Below are 20,217 nucleotides of genomic sequence, written 5' to 3' on the forward strand. Positions count from 1 at the left end.
CTCGTCAGCATCGAGGCACGATCTCCAATGCAGGCGAGGCGGGACGCCAGCAGGCCATGCACCGCGGGGCGAGGACGTGTATCGCCCGTCGCCAGTCCGCGCATAATACGCAAACTTGTCGTATCAATAACCGACCAGGCTACCGCGGCTCGCGTCGAACGCTGAAATTGTGAGTAACCCCGAATCGGTCTGGTAATCATCTTCTTGTAGGGCCAGTTGCGAGGCAGGTGAATGGTCACGCCGCTGGGCGTGGTCGTGACGTAATGTGTAAAGAGCTATATTACGTCACAAGAGAGTGAGTCGTGCACACGCCGACATGCCCAGTTTGTCTGGCTGAAATCGACGTAAACCCCCGTGGGCGGCGACCGAGGTATTGCTCAGCCGCCTGTCGACAGCGGGCCTATCTCGCGCGCAAGAATGCCCCGACGCCGCCTAGCGCTGATCGGACGGTGCGTCGGAAGGTCGTGCAGTCGTCGCGGCCGGTCGAACGTACGGTGCCGCACCTCACTTCGTTTGAGCTCCTCGCCTGGCGCGGGCTCCTTGAGCTGCACGCGAGGGTGCTACCCGAGTTGGATGTAGAACTTCAGACTCAGACGGGTCTCACTCTCAGCGAGTTCGATCTGCTCTATCAACTGTGGCGCATGCCCAACGGCCGTTGCCGAATGATCGATCTCGCCCGTGCCGCGTTGGTAACTCCGAGCGGAGTAACCCGCATAGTCGATCGCCTCAAGCAACGCGGTTTGGTAGATCGAACCAAAAGCACGGGACGACAGGCTGTTACGGCTGAGTTGACACACGAGGGGGGTGCGGAACTACGAAGGGCGATGGATGTGCACTTCGCTGGCGTCAGGCGATTATTCCTGCAGCACCTCTCGGATGCCAATGTCGAGGATTTAAACGATGTTTGGCGCCGAATCCTACAGTCGAACCAGAGTGATCCCTGATGCAGGATCGCCCCTCAATCCGCCACCACGCCCGAGTCGAGGACCGCATTTGTCAGCCCCAGCCCGCTAACCCGGATAACCTGACTCTTCGCCGCACCACGCGCACGCCAACAAGCCTCGACCACCAGACGATGCATGATCAGCTCAGGTTCGCCCACGACGGTGATCGCGTCCGTCACTTTCCAGACCTCGACTTGTAGGGCGACCTCGCGTTCGCAGCGCCGACAGCGGGTTCCCCATCCGGCTCGTCGACACCCGCAAGTCGGTAATGGAGCCAACCGCAAGGCGATCCCAAGGCGGCCGAGCGGATCAAAGTGGGCGTGCGCCGGCGGCGTCTGAGTTTGTCATTCAACAGAAGGGCAGTGTTGTGGAGGTGACCCGTGATCGCGCGGGCTAACCGTGGCGGGCACGTCAGCGAGATCTTGAACCGGATCGTCCGAGAGACCGAGCTACCCACGGACAGCCTCCCGCGACTGACGAAGTCGAAGGGGCCCGAGCTCGACGAGGCCTACCAGGAGCGTGGGCGAGGTGCTCGATCTGGCCGGGAGCATCGGTGCCATCCTCATGGCGTCCGGCATGTCAACGACCGCAGCGACTGACCAGTGACGGCCATCACCGCCGCATACGGCATCAAGCGCTGCGAAGTCGACGTCATCAGCACGACGATCGACGTCGCCGCTTACCGTGGATCCACGTCGTCGGCAGCCACCACGCTGCACACCGTGCAGTCCCGGTCGATGGACTTCAGTCGGCTGGCGGCCGTCGACCGGCTGATCGCACGCATCCGCGCTGGACAGGTCAACCCCTCGAAAGCCCGACGACGAGCTGGACGCGATCGTCACCGCGCCGCACCCGTACAATCGCTGGTCGCCGCCCTCGCCTGGGGTGCGCTGGCCTTCGCCACGGCGGGCACCCCTGGGTGCCAATCTGCTGGTCTGCCTGGTCAGCGCCCTGAGCACCGTGACGATCGACCGCGTCAATCGACGGCTCAACAGGCATGGACTCCCGTCCTTTTTCCAGTACGCGTGGGGGTCGGATCGCGACCGCGCCCCCGCTGGTGCTCTACTGGCTCAGCCCCAAGCTGGGGATTCATTTCGAACCGACGGTGGCCATCGCCGCCGGACTCGTGGTGCTGCTCGCCGGCCTCTCCCTGGTGGGCTCGGTCGGCGACTTCATCTCCGGCGCTCCGGTCACCGCGGCGGGCCGCTTCTTCGAGCTGGTTATGATGACCGCCGCGACCATCGCCGGTGTGACGTTGGTACTGCACCTGGCCAACAGCTTCGGCGCGCCCTTCGTCGCGATCGGCGCGAGTGCACCGCCCGCACTGACGGAGCTGCCCGCGCGTCGCATTCGGTGCGGCGAGCGCTGCGGCCTACGCCCTGGCCTGCTATGCCGAACGGACCGCGGCGGTGGCCGCGACATTCGGTGGCGCGGCCGGCACCATCGCGTTTCTCCTCGCACAGGGCGCCGGTGTGGGGCGCGTGGTCGCGTCGTTCGCCGCGGCCGTGCCGATCGGTTTGGTGCGCCGGCTGATGGAACGCCGCAATCTCGCGCCGCCCACTGGTCGTATCGCCTGGCATCGTGCCACTGCTACCCGCCCTCGGCGAGATCGACGGAGTTCTCCGCCAACGGGTACCGGCGACTAGGACCGGAAGTAGCGCATTGCAGAGTTGCGAATTCGCGCAGATCACAATTTCGCGATACTGTCACTTACATGGAAGGCGCCACACGGCCGTACCGGATGACTGCGCGCCGTCACGACAGCGCATACCGCCGCCGCGATACTGGAAGCCACTTGGGCGCATGCAGACACCAAATAAATTGTGCATCAATATCTTTGACTTACTAATATCCCGTGTCGCCTCGCTCTAGCGACCACGGCAGGCAATACCTTGACTGCACGCTTATCCGCAGCGAACGACACCTGCACCCCATCCCGACCGGAGTTTGCATGAGCATCGAATCAGAGTCAGAGGATCCGCACGCGGCTCTCCAAAAAATGACGGCGATGATCCTCGGATACTGGGTCAGCCAAACCATTCGGGCGGTCGCCGATTTGTCGATCGCAGATCACCTGGCAGTATGCGACCTCACGGCCGCGGACATCGCCCAACTTGAAGGCAGCGCACCCGATACCACACTGCGACTGATGCGAGCCGGCGTCACACTGGGGCTATTCACCTCGGGGGCGGACGGGCACTATGGCGGCACGCCACTGCTGCAGACCTTGCGCAGCGACCACCCGAGTACACTGCGGCCGATGGCGTTGAGTTTTACCGGGCGCGAGTACTGGCTTCCGTGGAACGAATTCGTCACCGCGATCCGTCAGGGTTCCACCCGGATCCAAACCGCGCTTGACACAGATCTGTTCGGCTACTATGAACGTCATCCCGCTGAGGCACAGGAGTTTTCAGACGCCATGCGAAGCCTGACCACGCTATGGGCAAGGCCGGCAGCGGACGTCATCGATACGACCGGAGTCAAGTGTGCCGTCGACGTGGGTGGCGCGAACGGGTCTTTTCTGCACTTGCTACAAAGTAGAGACCCGCTGCTGCGGGGCATCGTGTTCGACCGCCCCAACATCGTTGAGCATGCCAAAGCAGAGATCGAACGCACGGGCCGTTCCGACCGGACCACGGTGGTGGGCGGTGACTTCTTCGAGTCCGTGCCCAGCGGAGACCTCTACCTGTTGAAATTCATTCTGCACGACTGGGAGGACGCGGAGTGCATCACGATTCTCCGGCGCTGTCGGGAAGCGTTGGCCCCTGGGGGAAGGATCGCGATCATCGAGCTGATAGTCGACGATCACAACCCAGTCTCCGCGCTGTTCGACATGCACATGCTCGCAATATCTACCGGTCGAGAGCGCACGCTGAATGAGTACGACACCATGCTTGCCGCGGCAGGTCTTCGGCGATCAGCTGTGCGGGATACGACAGGTCCACAGAGCGTGATCGTCGCCACTGCCGTTTGATTTAGCTTCGTTGCGCCAGAACGTTCAATGAATGCGAGACTTCTCGAGACGGGGTGTCATACGCGTGGTCGCCGGTTAACGGCTTCCAGGTCGGTATTTCATGGATGATGACGATTATCCGTCAACTATGATGGAAGGTGCTGGTGAGCAGCAGCATTGGGCGTGCTTGAATCGTCACGGTGACGAATTGATCCTCGCAAGGATGCCGGTACGAGTACTGATGCTGGGCGGCCGCCATGGATAGGCCGACGCGTGGAGGTATGCCATTTAATTCCGGGTACCAGGCGATAGACCGTCGCGTGTGATGATCATCTGGAAAAGTGCCAACTATAGCTGGAACGGACAATGACCGCTGAAATACATTGCGTGCCAGCCAAATATGGCCTTCAATGGATAACGGCGATATGAAGTTCTGTCAAGTTCTGTCGTATTCGTTGGTGCGGTGAAGGGCTATTTGAGCGCCGTGGCAGCGTGCAAGGTAGTGACGCGGTGCCGGTTAGTCGCGGAGTGGTCCGGCGGTGGTGGGTTACCTGACGCACACGCTGGGCGCCAGAGGATCTGCGTCGTCGATGACAGCACCGATTACGGGCTGGGGTTGGCCAAGGCGGTCGCTGGCCGACTCGGCCCGACCGTCGTCGCCGGGTTGCATGGTGGAAGTCAAGCGTGGCGACAAGAACTTCTCGGCGGCGGTCACTCAGATCAAGAACGCGCAGCCCGACGCGATTTTCTACGGCGGCTATTACACCGAGGCCGCGATCTTGGTCCACCAGTTGCGCGACGCCGGCGTTGACGCGACGTTCGCCTCTGGTGATGCCAGTAACGATCCCGAGTTCGTCAAGCAGGCCGGGGCCGCCGCCAAGGACGCGCTGCTGTCCTGCCCGTGCGCACCGGCGTCGGGCGTGTTCGCCGACCAATACCGCAAGACGTTCGGCCAGCAGGCGGGCACCTACAGTGACGAGAGTTACGACCTGGCGACCATCATGATCAAAGGTGTCGACGCCGGGCAAGTTACCCGGCCCGCGCTGCTCGACTACCTGCACCGCTACCGCGGTCAGGGTTTCGCGCGCAGCTACCAGTGGAATCCCGACGGTGAGCTCACCGACACGCTCATCTGGATGTACAAGGTGCAATGAGGTGCCGGTGCTTGTCCGTTCCGGTTTTAATTGGCATCCCGAACTTGGAGTATGCCAACACGTTTCGGATACATTGGGGTCAAATTGTCCGGATTAAGATGACATCTCCGTATGGTCGGATGCCGATGGTGGCAGCCTCAAGACCTCCTTTCGATGCCTGGGCGTTCTCCCGCTTCAGGCGCGCGATCTCGGCCTGCTCGGCGGACAGTCGACCGACCTTTTCGCCAGGCTGTTTACCGGTGAGTACGCCGGCGTCGCGTTGCTTGCGCCACTCGCTGATCTGCGACGAGTACAGGCCTTCCCGCCGCAAGTACGCCCCTCCCTCACCATCTTGGCAGGCCTGCTCGTAGGCGGTCAGGTAAGCGAGCTTGTCCGCCGCTGAGAACGCCCGCCGTCGGCGCGGGCCCTCGGCATGGGGATGGGCCGGATCCATCCGATCATTGTGCTCATCGCGCACCGACACCGTCGAACTGGACATGAATGAAGTCGATCCGATCTCGCCCCGCGTCAGGCTGATTTGCAATGAACTACTGGACTCAACTCACCCTGACACGCAAGGGGGGCCGGCGAATGCAACAAACAGATCGCCGCCTAGCTCTATTTATCCCCACGCACGGTCGGTGCGCACCTGTACCGCAACTTCCCCTAACGGGGTGTCACCAGCCGCGCCGCACTCGGTCAAGCCCTGAGGGACCTCGCCAACGAGTGAACACGACGAAAGTAGGCATCGGGGGCGACCGAGTAAGTGTCGCAGTTACACGGCGGGTTGGCGACGGCTCAAAGGGGCTGCGGGGCGACCGGCCCGTTGGACCCAGAAATCTGAGTGAACTGTTCCGCCATGCTGATGAGCACGCGGGCGGCCGGGCTGATCGGGCCGGCGCTGCGCCACGCCACCGCCAGGCGTGCCCGCAAGGCGGGCTCGATGGGCAATGCATGAAGGTCGAGGCGGTCACCCACGAGGGACTCCCGCATGATCGCCACGCCGAGGCCCAGCGCGCAGAGGTCCGCCATCGCCGCCGGGGTGCTCACCTCGAAGGCAACCTGCGGCGTGAAACCCTCTCGACGACACGCATGTTCGAGCTGCCGACGTATCTCGGTACCTCGGGGGAGAGTGATCAGCGGCACCTCCTGCAACGCACGGACTTCAATCGTCGATCTTGCCGACCATGGATGGCTCCCAGCCACCACGGCCGCGACGACCTCGTCGGAAACCGTCGTAATGGCGATGCCCTCGGGACGCTCGTCCGGCCCCACCGCAACGAGCGCCAAGTCCAGTTGCGCGCTCCGTAGGGCATCGAGGAGGGAGTCGGAATCTTCGGTGCGCAAGGTGATTTCGACCGCGGGATAGCGGTCGTGGAACTGTGCGATCAGCGTCGGAACGTCGACGCCATGTGACGGAACCGTTCCGATCCGGACCGCCCCGCGCACCAGTTGTGTGGTCTCGTCGACGGCTCGCTTGACATGGAGTGCTGCCGCCAGAGCGGCCTTGGCGTGCGGAAGTGCCGCCACACCGGCCGCGGTAAGTCGCACCGCGCGCCGGGACCGATCGAGCAGAGGCTGGCCAAGCTCCCGCTCCAACCGCTGGATCTGCGTGCTGATCACGGGCTGTGCCACGTGGAGTCGCTGCGCCGCGCGGGTGAAGTTCGCTTCCTCGCTGACCTCCACGAAATATTGCAGCTGTCGCAGTTCCATAGCTCAAGCATATAATTCCGATCACTATGATGTATTGGACGTATCGATCCTGCTAGAGGCATCCTTGAAGGGACAAGAGGAGCGATATGAATACGTCCCCGCACGTTCTGGTGGCAGGTGCCGGCATCGGTGGTTTGACTACGGCGTTGACACTGCACGCGCGCGGTCTGGCCGCGATGGTGATCGAGCGCGCCGACTCCCTGCAACCCCTCGGTCTCGGCATCAACCTCCTACCGCATGCCGTTCGCGAACTGTGCGAGCTGGGTCTTGGCGATGCGCTGTCCCAGATCGCGGCCGCCCCCGCGGCGATCGACTACTATGGCCGCGACGGCACGCTGCTCCTTCGCGAACCACGCGGACTCCAGGGCGGCTATCGCTGGCCGCAATACTCCGTCCACCGCGGACGACTCCAGATGTTGCTCCTTGATGCGGTACGAGATCGGTTGGGCGATGCGGCTGTATGCACAGGAGTCGAGGTCACCGGCTTTACCCAAACTGGATGCGACGTGGTGACGCACACGACGGCCGGCGATATGGTGAGCACCTTCTTGGTCGGGGCCGACGGAATCCACTCGACGTTGCGAAGGCAACTACATCATGGCGACGACCCACTGTTGTGGTCAGGCATGACGCTGGTGCGCGGTGCAACGCATGGCGAGCCATTTCTCGATGGCCAAACGATGGCCGTCGTGAAGGCCTCCGACGGCGTCGAGCTGGTCGTGTACGCGATCGGCGGTGGGTTGATCAACTGGATCCTCAAGCTGCCCAAGGGATTGGCGGGTCCGCTGCCCGGTGACGTGGACTGGAACCAGCCCGCCAGCCGGGGCGACGCCTTGGACGGCGTGGCCGGCTGGAACCTGCCATGGCTGGACGTCGTAGACCTCATCGGGCGCACCGAGACCATCCTGAGTTACCCGATGGTCGACAAGGCGCCGAAACCCCGGTGGGGCCTGGGCCGAGTCACCCTGCTCGGTGATGCGGCCCACCCCATGTATCCCGTCGGCTCCAACGGCGGCTCACAATCGATCCTCGACGCCCGGATTCTGGCCGATGAGCTGGCCCGAGGCGGTGCGGGCGGTCTGCGGACCTACGAAGACACCCGACGCTCCGAGACCGCTGACGTCGTCGCGGCCAACCGTGCCATGTACGCAGCCGAAGCCACCCCGCGAGGTTTGGCGACCGCCGCTGAACACTACCGCCTTCTCACTCGGGCCGACCAGAGCGCCTCCTGACGGCGCGTCGGCGGTCGCTCCGAGAGATGTTGTCCCAAAACAATTTCCGTAAGGCCGCGCGAAAACTCCTCACCACCGAAAAGGCTCGGACCGTATTCGCATAGTACGGGGTGCGGGCTCGTCGAGGACGATCCGACGTCGACCATCGACCACTCGCTCGATATTCGGAACGTGTAGCGGCGCGGCTCGCGCCTGCTCGTACCACATTTCTGACTCCAGGCCCTCATGGCTTCCATTGATCGGCGGGCTGTTTGGCGTTCTGGTCAACGAAAGAGCAGCGACTTCGGCGCACCGGGGTCAGACGGTGGCAAGGCAGCCGCGGATCAGGACACACCAGCTTTTGTCGGTAACTCGAAGTCCCAGAGATTTCCACGACTCGGTGCCGGCGCAATCGCCCTCTCTGGCGGCACAATTCTTGGCTTGAACCGTTCCGGGTTTGATGCCGCTTCCTTCTGTGAGAAGGATGGCGGTTATGGCCAAGCATTACCCGGTCGAGCAGCGTGAGCGTGCGGTGAGGATGGTGCTCGATCACCTCGGTGAGTATCGGTCGGTGTATGCCGCCTGCCAGGCGATCGGCCCGAAGGTTGGCGTCGGTGCGGAGTCGTTGCGACGGTGGGTGCTGCAGGCTCAGGTCGATGCCGCTGAGCGGCCGGGTGTCACGTCTGCTGAGGCGGCGCGGCTCCGCGAGCTCGAGCGGGAGGTTCGGGATCTCAAGGAGGCCAACGAGATTCTGAAGGCAGCCTCGATTTTCTTCGCGCGGGTGGCCGGACCCCGTGAACTGGTCCACGGCGAAGGAGAGTGGTTCATTGGTGGGTGCAGGTGGCAGCGTAGCGGGCTGGGGGTTGGTAGCCCAGCGATGAGTGCCGGCGGTGGTGGTTGTAGTCGTGTTTCCAGTCGCTGATGACCACCCGGGCTTGAACCAGTGACCAGAAGCTATTGATGTTGAGGCACTCGTCGCGGATGCGAGAGTTGAACGACTCGACGTAGCCGTTGCGCCACGGCTCACCAGGCGGAATGAAGTGCAGACCCACCTGGCCCGACGACCAGTCAGCCATTGCACTGCAGGCCAATTCGGGTCCGTTGTCGCACCGTAGCGCCGCCGGGAACGTGCCACGCTCAGTCGCCAGGCGATCCAGTTCATCGATCAGGTGCTCACCGGTGATACTGCGCTCGACCATTCCGCCCAAACACTCACGGGTGTGCTCATCGACGATCGAGACGATCTTGATCGGCCGCCCGTCGGTGGTGGAATCAATCTGGAAGTCCACCGCCCACACCCGGTTGGGCGCATCAGCGACCACGGTGTCCGACGCGGTAGAGGTGCCGTGGCGTTTGCGTCTTCGGCGCTGCAACACCCGTAGACCTTCCTCACGCCAAAGGCGTTGGATCTTTTTGTGATTCACCTGCCAGCCTTCACCACGGGCATCGTGATATGCGGGCCGAAACCCCCGCCGCGGATGGTCCTTGGCATATTGACGCAACCACGCCCGCAACGCGGCGTCGGGATCCTGTGGGGTCCTCGACAGCGGTTCATGGCGTTGGGTGCCACGATGCTGCCCGGTCACCCGGCAAGCGAACCGCTCGCTGACCCCCAGCACCCGCTGGAGGTGACGAACGGCCGTCCGCCGGCGTTCCGGGCCTAGAAGTTTCCCCGGGCGATCTCCTTGAGCGCAGCCTTCTCCAACTCCGCATCAGCTAGAAGGCGCTTGAGTGTCGCGTTCTCACGTTCGAGGTCCTTAAGCTTCTTGGCGTCCTCGGCCTTCAGGCCGCCGAACTGGTTACGCCACCGGTGATACGTCGCCTCGGAGACACCCAGCTCGCGGCACACCGCCGCGATGTCCTTGCCCTCGGCCAACAGCCGATCGGCCGCCATCAACTTGCGCACAATCTGCTCAGGACTGTGTCGCTTCCTCGTCGCCATGATCTTGTCGAGCCTTCCTGCCAACAACGTGGGCCACAAGACTCTCATAAGCCCCGGATCAACCGATCGGGGTCAGGCCATGGCCAATTGGCCATTTCCCTGAGCGTTTACCTGCCGGATACGGCCCAACGCTGGTCTTCCGCGATCCCGACAAACATGCGGCTCGGACTCTATGTTCAGCCGGTCGGCGGCGACATGCCGGATCTGAGCGATGCGGATCCGCAGAGGCGCAACGGCTTTTGAGCGAGGCCCGCTAGCGCCCGAGTCATGGAAACGCTGGGATCACAGAGACAAACCGGCCTCAAGAATGTCGCCGCCGGCGAGAAGCTACACCTGAGGCCGTTGTAGGCTCTCGAATTAGATGTCCAATTCTCATCTGACTTGGCCAGTGTTTGGCCAATTGGTCATCGGATGAGATTTTCCGGCTCGACACTCGACTAGTGGGACCGGCCGAGACTTCAACTGTGCGCCGGTCGGCCCTCAGTGTCGTTGTCAGAGAGTGCGAAGTGAACCAAAGGGTGGGTCAACGTGATATCTCAAAGCCTCGCTCGGTCGCCAAGGCGTGTACCGACCGATGATGACGTTGATGATGAAAGAGACGCGTTAGTGTTGTCGCATAGCGCATCTCATCCATGGCGGAGAATTGGTCACGCCGGCCAAGCTAAGTGACCGCCGCCGCCAACTGGTCCCGGCGGTTGCCTTGTTCCAATCGGCATGGTCAATGGCGAGTGGCGGTGGTTGCGTTGCAGGTCGAGCACGTGTCGGTCACGGTTGTGAGGGGGCGCGTGTCGTCGGGACACGGAAGCTATCACTTACCGCAGCCTGGCCCTATGGCCGATGCCTCGAATGTGCGGCACGACACCATCGTGGTGCCCGAAAGGATGAGCTCGGCCCAAGTGAGGGCGCTGGCGGAGCGGAAGGCTCAAGCTCAAGTCAGCGAAAGTGACATGGTCGCCATTTTGCATCTCCACGGATCACGGCCGGTCGGCGGTGAGCATGGCACTGGGGTCGAGTGGCGTTTCAGCTATCAGGTGATACCGCCTGGCGGCGCCGCTGCTGATACGGCCGGCTGACGGACCGGCAGTGCGTCGTGGGCCAACTCGATCCTGTCGCACCGTCTACATGTCGTGACGCGTCGGGGCGTGTGAATAGGGTGGTTCACTATGTCTGATTTGTGGCCATTGTTGACCGGTGAGCCGCTCAACGGTGACACCGTGATCCATCGTCAACTCCGGCCGGCCGGTTGCGCGGTTCCAGTCGATCGCACCGATCTGGAATTGGCCGCACACGCCGTCATCGGTTTATGCAACTCCTGGGGCGGCGGCGCGATGCCGCTGATACCGGTCACATCTCATACGCCCGTCGACAGCCGATGGCACCGAATCCTGCTGCAGAGCAACATCGACGGCATCGCCAAGACGGACCTGCTCGACGAAGAGGAGCGGGCCAAGTTTCGCGACATCCAAGGCGGTGACTACAGGCAACTGCTGCTGCGCATCCTGGTCGATCTCGACACCCCCCGGCCGACTGTGCAGACATGTCGCGGTGTGCCGACCGACAACGAGTGGTACCTCGCCTACCTAGCCCAGTTAGGCGATTTGCCGGTCAACCCGGACCCAATGAACTCGTGGAACGAGTTGCGGCGCGATCTGACCTACCAGGACGTCGTGAACGTCCAAGGCGTCGACACTGAAATCGGTGCGGCAGGACTAATTGCGCTCATTCGCGATCGCACCGCGGTCTCTGCCGTCGACCTGACGCGTTCGAAACTCAGCGTTGGCGTGCCAGCCGCGACTAATGCCAAGGAGTGACAAGCCCAAAGCTTCGGTGTCGATCGCCGTGAAGTCGGGAATCGTCGCCGATCCCGCGGTGAAATGCGCTGTCTCCGTGGATGGTACGCAGTACCCGCCAATTGGCCCCAGTAGCGTCCACGGGTCGACGACGTCGAAGCGGTGCTGCTTGGCGACGGCTTCGAGGTCTGTGGGCGCCACGGAGAACGACGTCAGCGCAACGTTTTGCCCGCCGCCGAAGTGGTGCTCGACATTCGCGTGCTTCAGCGTCGCTATGTCCTGGCCGATGGTGTCGGTCATCGGGATGGCCAGCGGGAGCCCGTTCGGATGCGCAAACCGCGCTCGCAGGTTCCAGACCAACGCGAGGTCCTCAACGCTGCTCGGCTGGTAGACGACGATCACGTTGGGGCCGTAGCGCCGGGAGATCCGATCGTCGTCCCATTCGAACCGCGAGCTCTCGGGAAGCAGCCCACGATTAGCATTACCTACACAGATTATAGCGCCGGAACAGCGGCGTGAAATTCTTGAAAAAAACGACAAGATGATTGAGTTCTACACCTTGAAGGCGGGCGCTCAGGCTGCACTTCTAATTAGAATGGCGAACGCCATCGACCACTTCAACTACCGCGTGTACCTGAAATCCAAGAATCTCGGCATGGAGGACACCCACTTCCGGCTGCCTGCATTCAAAAAGGAGAGCAGTAAGTAATCGTCCCCGCGCTGGCCGTACGAAAAGAGGAATCGACTGGCTTGGGCCGCTCCGCATCGCTAGCGTCTCCGCAGCTCAGAGCACTATCGTTCGTGTGGTTAACCTCGTTAGCGGTCGCCTCGGCGGCGCGCGCTGCCGAGGCATGGCTCGCGGCTTATCCTAGCGGGTATGGAGCTCGCGCACGGCTACGTAGCGGAAGTGGACCGCATCTTGGCTGCCGCCGTGTCTCTATTTCCAGCCGAGCATCAGGGCCTCGAGCTGAGGCGAGACCCAGCACCAACGGGAGCGGATATTCCGGACGGGCGCAGCGGCCTGGCCGCGGCCGCCGAGGAGGCCGCCGCGAGATATCGCAGCGATGATGCACGCGCCACGGCGTTGAGTGACGCGCTGCATAGCGAAGTGAGGGATGCGGTTACGCATGCTCAACAGGCGAATGATTCCGCCCGGGCCATCCGCCACACCGCGACGACTGGTGCGCGGGCGGTGATCGCCGAAGGCGGCGAGCCTCACAACATGGTCCTTCTGGTGTCGCAGATGGATGACCGCCTGGCGGCCATGCAGGACCACATCGGCCAGACCCGGCAGCGCCTGCTGGCGGCGGCACAGAAGATCCAGGCGCATGGCGCTGAAATGACCGCTACTCGACACGCCTGAGGCCCGCAAAGTCTCTTGTTTGGGGCGTGGTTGTGGGTGGTGGGTGCGGTCTAGTTTGAGCGGGTGGGCGGCTCCGGGGTGGGCGCGTATATCGCGCAGGTGGACCGAGTGTTGGCCGCTGCTCAGGGTGTTTTTCCCGCCGCACGACCCGGCCCGGGGTCGGTGCTGACTCAAGGCCCGGGTGTTCCGGCCGCACCAGCGGACTCAGCGCTGGGCGCTGGCGCGAGCAGCGCCGGCGACGGGTACAAGCAGTCCTGGGGAAAGGTCACCGGACTCGACGCCCAAACCAACGGCACCTCGGCCGCCGGCAGCACCGAAGGCCAGAACGGGCGCATCGGTGCCACCGGTGTGCGCCAGAGCGCGGCCAGCACCGCCGCGGCGATCGCCCCGGCAACGGGCACACCGTCGGGGGTGAAGACACTGGTGACCAGCATGGACGACCGACTGGCCGCGATGCAGCGCCAGCTCGACTCCACCAAGGCCCAAAATAAGCTGCTGGCCACCCGATTACGGCAGGTCGCGATGGCCTACCGCTCGGCCGCCCAGTCGTCGCCGGCAGGCATGTTCCGAGGTATGGGCGGCTCGGGCATGGGGGGCGGCGGTGGCGGGATGCCGTCAATGGGCGGCGGTGGCGGTGGGTTCCCCGGCATGGGGATGTTCTCCCGGCTGCCCGGCATGCTCGGCGGCCAAAACTCACACAACGCCACCGAGCAGCTCACTGCTGGCCTGTTCGGCCAGGACGGCAACGGCAGTAACCGCGCTAACCTCGCCGTGGCCGCCGCCAAGTCAAAGCAGGGAGCACCGTATGTGTGGGGTGCGGAGGGGCCCAACGCGTTTGACTGCTCCGGGTTGGTTCAATGGGCGTACCGCCAGGCCGGGGTAGACCTTCCGCGCACCACCTACGACCTCGTCCATTCTGGTACGCCGGTCAGCCGGGAGAACATCCGAGCCGGCGACATCATTCTGTGCAACTGGCAGAAGGGCCGGCCTGAGCATGTGGTGATGGCGGTGTCTCCCGACATGGTCATCGAGGCCCCCAACCGTGGATCTCGAGTGCATACATCTAGCCTGCCGAAGGGCCACCTTGAGATCCGCAGGGTCGCCTAATCCCGGAGCCTTCCGGTGAGCGAAAACTGCGTGCCTTCGGGCGTCGCAGTGCGAGGGTAGGCCGGTTTAAGTTGAGTCGGTGACCGAAGTTGACCGAACTGCCGTACATGGCGGGAATCCGGGGGCGGTATAGGTGGCAGGCGAACGAGGCAGCGCCGTCGAGGACAACGAGGTCGCACGCCGACGGCTGGGGCGAGGACTTGGTTACGCCACGCGCGTCCAGGTCACGGCCCATCAGTTCATGGCTCGGCGCGCTGCCCTGGGGCTTACCCGCCGGCAGGTGCGGATGGAGGCCGAACCGGGCCGGCGCGAGTGGATGGCGGTGCTGGCCGGGCTCTCCATTGTCGTGGTCATCTGCCTGGGCGCACTGTTCTGGTCGTTCATCCGCCCGGCCGGATCGGTGGGCGGCTCGAAGATCATTGCCGATCAGGACAGCGGAGCGCTCTACGTCAACGTCAACGACGTTCTCTACCCGGCTTTGAACCTGTCGTCAGCACGCTTGATCGCCGGTCAAGCCGACAACCCGGTTCGCGTGCGCCGCAGTGAAATTGATTCGCGCCCGCGCGGTGTCATGGTCGGCATTCCGGGGGCGCCGAACGCGATGAACGCGACTGCACCGGTGGGGTCGTCCTGGCTGGTGTGCGACGCGGTGACGAAGGCGTTCGGCGCCGGGGCGCCGGAGCCGGTGACCGTCACCGTGCTCGACGGCCAGCCCGACCTGTCGGATCGGCGTCGGGTGCTGGACAAGTCCGACGGGGTGCTGCTGCGTTTCGGTGCGGACGTGTGGCTCATCCGCGATGGCCGCCGGTCGCTGGTGGATGCCAGCCAGCGTCCGGTGCTGCTGGCGTTGGGGGTGACCGCCGAGGACCTCGCCTCGGCACGGCCGATGAGCCAGGCCCTGCTCAACGCCATTCCGGTGGCCGCGCCGCTGACGGTGCCGAACATCCCCGGCCTGGGTAACCCCGCCCCTTTCCCGGGTGCACCTGGGCCGGTCGGCACGGTGGTGTCCACACCGCAGGTCGAGGGCAACACCACGTACTCGGTGGTGTTGTTGTCGGGGATGCAGACCATCTCGCCGATCGTGGCGCAAATTCTGCAGAACGCCGGCGGCAACGTGTCGGGAACCATCCCGGTGATCGCCGGGTCGAAACTGTCAGCTCTTCCCTCGGTCAACAGGATCGACACGTCGATCTATCCGGATGAGCCGCTGAAAGTCGTGGACACGCAGGCTAACCCGGCTACCTGCTGGTGGTGGCAAAGGGGGGCGGGGGAAAACCGGGCAGTCACCTCGGTGGTGTCCGGCGCGAGCATCCCCGTGCCGGCCGAGCGCAGCAGCGAGATCGTCAAACTGGTGCAGTCGGACACGGCTGGCGGCCAGGCCGACCAAGTGTATTTTGGCCCCGATTACGCGAACTTCGTGGTCAGCACGGGCAACGGTCCCACCGCGTCGACGACGGAATCCGTGTGGTGGTTGTCGGAGTCGGGGATCCGGTTCGGGATCAACAGAGACAAAGAGACGCTCAACGCCCTGGGTCTGGGCACGCCGCCAAGCCCCGCACCTTGGGCCGTGCTGCGACTGTTCGCGGGCGGGCCCACGCTGTCCAAGGTCGACGCCTTGGTCCGCCACAACACCCTGCCGATGGACCGGAGCCCTGGAGAATTCGAGCAACCGAAGTGAAGCAAGGATTCGTCCGGCCCAAGCCCTCCCCGCCGCCGGGAGCAGACCTCAAGCCGCAGCCGATCAAGCTCCTCACTCCGCTGAAAGTGCCTCCGCCGGAGGGTAAGTCACCGTGGCTGATCATCGTCGGCATCCTCGTCATCGGCCTGGTGGTCGGCATGGTGGCGATCTCGTTCGCAGCCGGGGCGCGCACCTTCAACGGTGTCGGCGCGATCTTCCCGGTCGTCAGCATTCTGGGCGTCGGTGCGATGCTGTTCGGCGGTCGGTTCAGCGGCGGAAACCGGCAGCTCACCCGCGGCAAGCTGGACGCGCAACGTGCCCAGTTCCTGCTGGTCCTCGACGAGCAGCGCGACCGTGTCTCCGGTGCCGCCGACCAGCTCGACGGCAACTACCGGTGGTATCACCCGCCGGTGGACACCCTGCTCGCCGGCGTCGGCGGGCCACGGATGTGGGAGCGCAATCCCAACGGCAAGGACACCTGGTTCGGTGTCGCGCGGGTCGGGGTGGGCATGACCTCCCTGGTGGAAGGCGGGGCGATCACGTTCAGTGAGCCCGACGATATGCCGACCGAGATTGAGCTGGAGCCGGCCACCGGTAAGGCGCTCCAGGAGTTCGTGCGGTACCAGAGTGTGGCCTACGGGACCCCGGCGCTCATCTCCCTGCTGGTGGAGCCGGGTTACCGGATCATCGGTGACCGCGATGAGGCGCTGGCGCTGATGCGGTCGATCATCGCGCAGCTGGTGTTCTCACATGGGCCCGACCACCTGCAGCTCGTTGTCGTCACCGACGACGTCGCGGAATGGGATTGGGTGAAATGGCTTCCGCACAACGGCAGTCCACGCCAGGAGGACGGCGCGGGCCCGGCCCGGATGGTCTATAGCTCGGTGGCAGAGTTCGCCAACAGCCAGTTCACCGAAGCGGTCCGCCGCGCAGGCGCCTTCGTCCCGCGCCATGCCGCCAGCCGCGACGCGGTGGTCCCCATGCCGCACACCGTGGTGGTCAGCGATATCGCGCCCGGGGGCTGGTATTCGGTGATGACCTCGACCGGCGTGCAGGGCTGGACGTTCTTCGACGTCCAGGGCAGCGTGCCGGCCTGCCAAGACGACCGCGGCGTGCGGACGCTGCGCCTTGCCGGGGAGGGCGTCATCGAGGCCGTGCCCCGCGATGGCACATGGGCGCCGGATTCGGAGGAGGGCTTTCAGTTCTTCGCGGTGGCCGATCAGCTGGAACGCTTCGAGGCCGAGCAGCTGGCCCAGCAGATCGCGCGCTGCCGGATCGCTGAACCGTATGAGGACATCGGGGAGGATGTCGCTGACTTCCAGCGGACCCGCGACATCTTGTCCTACTTCGGTGTGAGCGACCCCGCGGACATCGACTTCGACGCTCTGTGGGCGTCGCGCAGCGACATCAATTCCGTAGAGAACCTGCAGGTGCCGTTCGCCGCGCGCGCCGACAACGGCGAGCTGCTGTTCGTGGACATGAAGGACATGAACCAGGGCGGCGATGGGCCGCACGGCGTGATGTCGGGAACGACTGGCTCAGGAAAGACGACCGCGATCCGCACGTTGATCTTGGCGGCGATGCTGGGTCATCCGCCGGAGAGTCTGCAGATGATTCTCGCCGACTGCAAGGGCGGCGCTGGGGTCAAGCCGTTCGAGGGCACTCCGCACGTGCCCCACATCATCACCGACCTGGAAGACGACCAGGTTTTGATGGATCGCTTCATCACCGCCATGTGGGGCGAGATTCAGCGCCGCAAGCAGGTCTGCAATGCCGTGGGCGCCGACGATGCCCACGAGTACAACCAGATTCGGTCCGAACGCGCGCTGCGCGGTGAGGAATTGACGCCGCTGCCGCGTCTGCTGGTGGTGCTCGACGAATTCAAGGAAGCGTTCCGGATCAAGCCGGATCTACCCGACGTCCTGGACCAGATCGGACGCCAAGGCCGGTCACTGTGGGTGCACATGCTGCTGGCCAGTCAGGACATCGACGCCCGCGCGGAGAAGCTGCTGGAGAATGTCGGTTACCGTCTGGTGCTGCGGCAGAACACGTCCGCCAGCGCATCTGCGGCGGGCGTTCCGCAAGCAGTGAACCTGCCCCGTGAAGTCGGTGTCGGCTATATGCGCACCGGCTCGGCCGATGAACTGACCCGGTTCAGGGCCGAATCGCTGTGGCGGGATTACCGCCGCCCCGGCGTCGACAGTGACGACGTCGTCGAGGCCACCTCAGCATCGGATAGGTACCTCGAGCCGCAACTGTTCACCACGTCGTGGGTGCCCCTTCCTGAACACTTGACGAATGCGGCACCCGTGGAGGTCGCGACGCCGGCCGAATCGGTCGAGGAGCAGGACGACGAGGACGACGCGCTGCGCAAGCCGAAGGTCGGCGCGGTCATCCTCGACCAGCTGCGCATGCGCGACTTCCAGCCGCAGGTATTGTGGCAGCCTCCTTTGGACGTACCGCGCACCATCGACGACGTCGTGAACATGCATTTGGGGCGCAGGTGGGATGAAAACTACGCTGCCACACCCGATCTGGTGTTCCCCATCGGCATCGTGGACCGGCCCTTCAAGCAGGATCAGCATCCATTGCTGGTCAACACCATCGGCGACGGCGCCAACCAGCTGGTGGTCGGGGTTCGGCAGGCGGGCAAGACCACCGCACTGCAAACGCTGATCTGCGCGGCGGCGATGACCCACACGCCGGAACAGGTGCAGTTCTACTGCTTGGCGCTGTCCTCGACGGCACTGGAGACGATCGCCGGGCTTCCGCATGTCGGCGGTGTCTCCGGTGCACTGGACGAGGACGGCATCCGCCGCACCATTTCGGAGATGCTGGAGCTCCTGGAACGCCGGCAGCGCAGCTTTCCGGAGTGCAAGATCAGCTCGATGCAGGATGTGCGCGACCGCAAGTTCCGCGGTGCCCCCGGCGCAGTCCCCGATGACCCGTTCGGTGATGTGTATCTGGTGGTCGACAACTTCGCCGCGCTGACCGCAGAGGCCTCGACGATCCGGAACAAGGATCTGCTCTCCGCCCAGATCCAGAAGCTGGTGGGGGAGGGAAGCAGCTTCGGTATCCACGTGATCCTTGCGGTGCAACGCGATATCGACCTCCCTCCGCGGATGCGCGGTTCGTGGCCCCAGCGTGTCGAACTGAAGCTGCAGGGCCCCGAAGACGCCAAGCTGCTGCGAGGCAAGCTCACCGACGCCGTGCCCTCGGGCAAGCCGGGCCGCGGCATGGTGGCGCAGAACTACGTCCGCCTGGGCGCCGAGGAGGAGGGTCTGCACACTCAAATCGCTCGTCCCGCGCTGCACGGCACGCCCGAGTCGGTGTTCAAGTCCGACAGCGTGGTCGAGGAGGTGCGCGGGGTGGCGGCCAACTACCGCGCGGCGCCTCGGGTCCGTCGGCTTCCTGCCGAAATCTCGCTTGCCGACCTGCAGGCCCGCGCGCGGCGCGAGCGGCACCCAGGCATGGCCTGGGCCTTGGACGAACGCGACCAGTTGGTCGGGTTGGGCCAGGATTCGCCGTTCCTGGTGGTCACCGGCCGCGAGGATTGCGGGCGCACCAACACGCTGGCGGCGGTCATGCACGAAATCAAGCGGGTCTATGCACCAGGAGCCACCGCGGCCACGCCCGATCCGCGCGACACGCGCCCGCGTGCGCAGGTGTGGCTGGTCAACCCGCGCCGCGAGCTGCTGCGCCTCCTGGGCAAGGACTACCTCGAACGGTTCACCTACCGCAACGACGAAGTGGGGCCGTGGGCGGTTGAACTCAACCAAATTCTCACCGCGCGGCTACCGGAGACGGGACTTGACGTTGATGCGAGCCTGTCGCGCCGCTGGTCGGGGCCGGAGATCTTCTTGATCGTGGACGACGCCGACCGGTTGCCACCGGGGTATGACGCGCCGCTTCGGGATCTGGTGCCCAGTGCCAATGCCGCCGCCGACGTCGGCCTGCGCATCGTGTATGCGCGGCGCTTCGGCGGCTGGAGTGGTGCCGATCGAGCCGATCCGCTGCTGTCGGCGATGAAGCAGGCCAATGCGCCCCTTCTGGTCATGGATTCCGATGGCGAAGAGGGCTTCGTGCGGGGCCGATGGAAGGGCCACCCGATGGTTCCGGGGCGCGGATTCCTGATGAGTACCGGTGAATCGGGACGATACGTTCAAGTTGGGCTCGTTTTGCCGGCGAATTCCGCGAAATGATTTGGCGCGCACCGCACTACCCCTTTAAGGCCACTACACTCTTATCGGATTATCCAGGCGACCCGGGAGGTCACGTCAATGTTCGTCACTGCTGATCCGTTGGAAATGGGCGGCACAGCCGGCGCCTTGACCGCGCTGACATCCGCTTTCACCAGCGGCAACGCGTCCGCGGCCGCGGCTA

The 20,217-nt window shown here is 64.2% G+C and carries 15 protein-coding genes and 3 pseudogenes; 14 read left to right on the plus strand and 4 right to left on the minus strand.

The window, feature by feature from the left end; translation table 11 throughout:
• Positions 1-557: 557 nt before the first annotated feature.
• Positions 558-944: a MarR family winged helix-turn-helix transcriptional regulator gene (locus tag ACVWWN_RS02050; RefSeq protein ID WP_457142405.1), complete on the plus strand. Its 387-nt coding sequence runs from the start codon at positions 558-560 to the stop codon at positions 942-944.
• A gap of 14 nt (positions 945-958) precedes the next feature.
• Here ACVWWN_RS02050 and ACVWWN_RS02055 read toward each other — a convergent pair whose 3' ends face one another.
• Positions 959-1,123 (minus strand): hypothetical protein, encoded by a 165-nt coding sequence (locus ACVWWN_RS02055; protein WP_457142368.1) that lies wholly within the window; start codon positions 1,121-1,123, stop codon positions 959-961.
• Between the two features lie 423 nt (positions 1,124-1,546).
• Between ACVWWN_RS02055 and ACVWWN_RS02060 the strand changes: the two are divergent.
• The 5 genes and pseudogenes from ACVWWN_RS02060 to ACVWWN_RS02080 form a co-directional block, all read left to right on the plus strand.
• A pseudogene (locus ACVWWN_RS02060) lies at positions 1,547-1,792 on the plus strand (threonine/serine exporter family protein); the annotation flags it as partial.
• A gap of 149 nt (positions 1,793-1,941) precedes the next feature.
• Positions 1,942-2,154 (plus strand): annotated as a pseudogene (locus ACVWWN_RS02065) (threonine/serine exporter family protein); the annotation flags it as partial.
• A gap of 199 nt (positions 2,155-2,353) precedes the next feature.
• On the plus strand, positions 2,354-2,590 hold the full coding sequence (locus tag ACVWWN_RS02070; RefSeq protein ID WP_457142369.1) for a hypothetical protein: 237 nt from the start codon (positions 2,354-2,356) through the stop codon (positions 2,588-2,590).
• A 353-nt stretch (positions 2,591-2,943) separates the two neighbouring features.
• Positions 2,944-3,918 (plus strand): methyltransferase, encoded by a 975-nt coding sequence (locus ACVWWN_RS02075; protein WP_457142406.1) that lies wholly within the window; start codon positions 2,944-2,946, stop codon positions 3,916-3,918.
• A gap of 509 nt (positions 3,919-4,427) precedes the next feature.
• Positions 4,428-5,051, plus strand: a pseudogene (locus ACVWWN_RS02080) (branched-chain amino acid ABC transporter substrate-binding protein); the annotation flags it as partial.
• A gap of 79 nt (positions 5,052-5,130) precedes the next feature.
• Here the strand turns inward: ACVWWN_RS02080 and ACVWWN_RS02085 are convergent.
• Both ACVWWN_RS02085 and ACVWWN_RS02090 read right to left on the minus strand, forming a co-directional pair.
• Positions 5,131-5,484, minus strand: coding sequence for a hypothetical protein (locus tag ACVWWN_RS02085; protein WP_457142370.1), 354 nt, complete (start codon positions 5,482-5,484; stop codon positions 5,131-5,133).
• A gap of 344 nt (positions 5,485-5,828) precedes the next feature.
• Entirely contained in the window at positions 5,829-6,743 is a 915-nt protein-coding gene (locus tag ACVWWN_RS02090) for a LysR family transcriptional regulator (RefSeq protein WP_457142371.1), read from the minus strand.
• Between the two features lie 86 nt (positions 6,744-6,829).
• On the opposite strand from ACVWWN_RS02090, the gene ACVWWN_RS02095 reads away from it, so the two are divergent.
• A complete protein-coding gene (locus ACVWWN_RS02095) occupies positions 6,830-7,975 on the plus strand; it encodes an FAD-dependent monooxygenase (RefSeq protein ID WP_457142372.1) in 1,146 nt (381 codons plus the stop codon).
• Between the two features lie 803 nt (positions 7,976-8,778).
• On the opposite strand, the gene ACVWWN_RS02100 is transcribed toward ACVWWN_RS02095, so the two are convergent.
• Positions 8,779-9,896 (minus strand): IS3 family transposase gene (locus tag ACVWWN_RS02100; protein WP_457142407.1). Its coding sequence is split into 2 segments (ribosomal slippage): positions 8,779-9,629 and positions 9,629-9,896, totalling 1,119 coding nucleotides; the frame shifts between segments, so codons are not numbered across the junction.
• 87 nt (positions 9,897-9,983) lie between these two features.
• Between ACVWWN_RS02100 and ACVWWN_RS02105 the strand changes: the two genes are divergently transcribed.
• The 7 genes from ACVWWN_RS02105 (at position 9,984) to eccCa (ending at position 20,036) form a co-directional block, all read left to right on the plus strand.
• Positions 9,984-10,139: a hypothetical protein gene (locus ACVWWN_RS02105; RefSeq protein WP_457142373.1), complete on the plus strand. Its 156-nt coding sequence runs from the start codon at positions 9,984-9,986 to the stop codon at positions 10,137-10,139.
• A gap of 587 nt (positions 10,140-10,726) precedes the next feature.
• Positions 10,727-10,969, plus strand: coding sequence for a hypothetical protein (locus ACVWWN_RS02110; protein ID WP_457142374.1), 243 nt, complete (start codon positions 10,727-10,729; stop codon positions 10,967-10,969).
• 90 nt (positions 10,970-11,059) lie between these two features.
• The gene (locus ACVWWN_RS02115; RefSeq protein ID WP_457142375.1) at positions 11,060-11,707 is read left to right on the plus strand and encodes a hypothetical protein; all 648 of its coding nucleotides are present in this window, start codon (positions 11,060-11,062) and stop codon (positions 11,705-11,707) included.
• An 856-nt stretch (positions 11,708-12,563) separates the two neighbouring features.
• A complete protein-coding gene (locus tag ACVWWN_RS02120) occupies positions 12,564-13,049 on the plus strand; it encodes a hypothetical protein (protein WP_457142376.1) in 486 nt (161 codons plus the stop codon).
• A 63-nt stretch (positions 13,050-13,112) separates the two neighbouring features.
• On the plus strand, positions 13,113-14,156 hold the full coding sequence (locus ACVWWN_RS02125; protein ID WP_457142377.1) for a C40 family peptidase: 1,044 nt from the start codon (positions 13,113-13,115) through the stop codon (positions 14,154-14,156).
• 133 nt (positions 14,157-14,289) lie between these two features.
• Positions 14,290-15,834, plus strand: coding sequence for a type VII secretion protein EccB (gene eccB / locus ACVWWN_RS02130; protein WP_457142378.1), 1,545 nt, complete (start codon positions 14,290-14,292; stop codon positions 15,832-15,834).
• Positions 15,831-20,036, plus strand: a complete 4,206-nt coding sequence (gene eccCa, locus ACVWWN_RS02135; RefSeq protein WP_457142379.1) for a type VII secretion protein EccCa — start codon at positions 15,831-15,833, stop codon at positions 20,034-20,036. The genes eccB and eccCa overlap by 4 nt, the downstream gene beginning before the upstream one ends.
• The last annotated feature ends 181 nt before the right edge of the window (positions 20,037-20,217 follow it).

The sequence above is a fragment of the Mycobacterium sp. URHB0021 genome (assembly GCF_054057895.1).